General features: G+C 62.5%; 2 protein-coding genes and 2 pseudogenes. 2 read left to right on the top strand and 2 right to left on the bottom strand.

From position 1 onward, the window contains the following. Nucleotides 1-155 (top strand): annotated as a pseudogene (locus ACJHXA_RS23665) (TCR/Tet family MFS transporter); the annotation flags it as partial. 31 nt (nt 156-186) lie between these two features. Here ACJHXA_RS23665 and ACJHXA_RS23660 read toward each other — a convergent pair. Beyond that, a complete protein-coding gene (locus ACJHXA_RS23660) occupies nt 187-1,071 on the bottom strand; it encodes a DMT family transporter (RefSeq protein ID WP_000058717.1) in 885 nt (294 codons plus the stop codon). A gap of 137 nt (nt 1,072-1,208) precedes the next feature. Next, the gene (locus tag ACJHXA_RS23655; protein ID WP_001351729.1) at nt 1,209-1,601 is read right to left on the bottom strand and encodes a cysteine hydrolase family protein; all 393 of its coding nucleotides are present in this window, start codon (nt 1,599-1,601) and stop codon (nt 1,209-1,211) included. A 3-nt stretch (nt 1,602-1,604) separates the two neighbouring features. On the opposite strand from ACJHXA_RS23655, the pseudogene ACJHXA_RS23650 reads away from it, so the two are divergent. After that, nucleotides 1,605-2,765, top strand: a pseudogene (locus tag ACJHXA_RS23650) (Tn3 family transposase); the annotation flags it as partial.

The raw sequence follows: 2,765 nt of genomic DNA, 5'->3' as shown, positions 1-2,765 counted from the left end.
TCGTCGGACCCCTCCTCTTCACGGCGATCTATGCGGCTTCTATAACAACGTGGAACGGGTGGGCATGGATTGCAGGCGCTGCCCTCTACTTGCTCTGCCTGCCGGCGCTGCGTCGCGGGCTTTGGAGCGGCGCAGGGCAACGAGCCGATCGCTGATCGTGGAAACGATAGGCCTATGCCATGCGGGTCAAGGCGACTTCCGGCAAGCTATACGCGCCCTAGGAGTGCGGTTGGAACGTTGGCCCAGCCAGATACTCCCGATCACGAGCAGGACGCCGATGATTTGAAGCGCACTCAGCGTCTGATCCAAGAACAACCATCCTAGCAACACGGCGGTCCCCGGGCTGAGAAAGCCCAGTAAGGAAACAACTGTAGGTTCGAGTCGCGAGATCCCCCGGAACCAAAGGAAGTAGGTTAAACCCGCTCCGATCAGGCCGAGCCACGCCAGGCCGAGAACATTGGTTCCTGTAGGCATCGGGATTGGCGGATCAAACACTAAAGCTACTGGAACGAGCAGAAGTCCTCCGGCCGCCAGTTGCCAGGCGGTAAAGGTGAGCAGAGGCACGGGAGGTTGCCACTTGCGGGTCAGCACGGTTCCGAACGCCATGGAAACCGCCCCCGCCAGGCCCGCTGCGACGCCGACAGGATCTAGCGCTGCGTTTGGTGTCAACACCAACAGCGCCACGCCCGCAGTTCCGCAAATAGCCCCCAGGACCGCCATCAATCGTATCGGGCTACCTAGCAGAGCGGCAGAGATGAACACGACCATCAGCGGCTGCACAGCGCCTACCGTCGCCGCGACCCCGCCCGGCAGGCGGTAGACCGAAATAAACAACAAGCTCCAGAATAGCGAAATATTAAGTGCGCCGAGGATGAAGATGCGCATCCACCAGATTCCCGTTGGAATCTGTCGGACGATCATCACGAGCAATAAACCCGCCGGCAACGCCCGCAGCATCGCGACCGTCATCGGTGAGAAGTTCGGCAGGTATTGGGTGGTGACAATGTAGGTGCTGCCCCAAATGGCAGGTGCTATCGCTGTGAACAATAAATCGGGCGTGCGTAATGACATGCGATTACAAGACCTCCGCTACGGCGATGGGTTTTTGAGAGTTGCAGGCGCCGCGATGACCGCACCCTGACTTGGACTGGCCCTGCCTCGCACCAATCCACCTGCGGCTATGGCCGCGATCATGCGAGGCCCGAAAATTACACGACCTGTACACGTCCGCCGAACCCGGAACGCAACAGAGCTTCGTGGGCATCCCGATCCGGGTCGTAGCAGCAGTCCTGGACCAAACGCACGTCGTAGTCCGCATCACTAGCCCAGGCGACGCTTGAAAGAACAACGCCGGTGGTGCTTATCCCGGCCATGACAAGCGTGCTTACGCCGCGCGTCCGAAGGTCGGCGTCGAGCGCCGTGCCATAAAAGACGCTGGCTCGCGGACATGCATAGAAAAGGTCGCCCCGTTCGATCGCAAGCCCTTCGACGGGCAGACCGGTGCGAAATCGTCCGCTCGGGAGATACGGTGAGATTTGGCGATTCGTCGCCGGCGGCGCATGTTCATACTCTTCGCCGAGCGAAAAGTTGGGGAACAGCACGGGCCGGCCGCGCAAGGCGTGCTGGCAGCCGTGCAGACCCTGCGTGAGATGAACGCCGACAACCTGCGCAAGGTGCCGGCCGATGCACCCACGGCCTTCATCAAGCCGCGCTGGAAGCCGCTGGTGATCACCCCGGAAGGCCTCGACCGGAAATTCTACGAAATCTGCGCCCTGTCCGAGCTGAAGAACGCCCTGCGCTCCGGCGACATCTGGGTCAAGGGCTCGCGGCAGTTCCGCGACTTCGACGACTACCTGCTGCCGGCCGAGAAGTTCGCCGCACTCAAGCGCGAGCAGGCCCTGCCCCTGGCGATCAACCCGAACAGCGACCAGTACCTGGAAGAGCGTTTGCAGCTGCTGGACGAGCAGTTGGCCACCGTCACCCGCCTGGCCAAGGACAACGAGCTGCCCGATGCCATCCTCACCGAGTCAGGGCTGAAAATCACCCCGCTGGATGCGGCGGTGCCGGATCGGGCGCAGGCGCTGATCGACCAAACCAGCCAGTTACTGCCGCGCATCAAGATCACCGAACTGCTGATGGACGTGGACGACTGGACGGGCTTCAGCCGCCACTTCACCCACTTGAAGGACGGGGCCGAGGCCAAAGACAGGACGTTGCTGCTGTCCGCAATCCTCGGTGATGCGATCAACCTCGGGCTGACCAAGATGGCCGAGTCGAGCCCCGGCCTGACCTACGCCAAGCTGTCCTGGCTGCAAGCCTGGCACATCCGCGACGAAACCTATTCGGCGGCCTTGGCCGAGCTGGTCAACCACCAGTATCGCCACGCCTTTGCCGCCCACTGGGGCGACGGCACGACCTCATCCTCCGATGGCCAGCGCTTCCGCGCGGGTGGCCGGGGCGAGAGCACCGGGCACGTCAACCCGAAGTACGGTAGCGAGCCGGGACGGCTGTTCTATACCCATATCTCCGACCAGTACGCGCCGTTCAGCACCCGCGTGGTGAATGTCGGCGTCCGCGATTCCACCTATGTGCTCGACGGCCTGCTGTACCACGAGTCCGACCTGCGGATCGAGGAGCACTACACCGACACGGCCGGCTTCACCGATCACGTCTTTGCCCTGATGCACCTGCTAGGCTTCCGCTTCGCGCCGCGCATCCGCGACCTCGGCGAAACCAAGCTGTACGTGCCGCAGGGCGTGCAAGCC

It is taken from the genome of Escherichia sp. WS33 (assembly GCF_046486385.1).
In the GTDB taxonomy this organism is placed as follows: domain Bacteria; phylum Pseudomonadota; class Gammaproteobacteria; order Enterobacterales; family Enterobacteriaceae; genus ECMA0423.
Note: the sequence above shows the minus strand (reverse complement) of the source record. Positions and strands in the feature narration are given on the sequence as shown.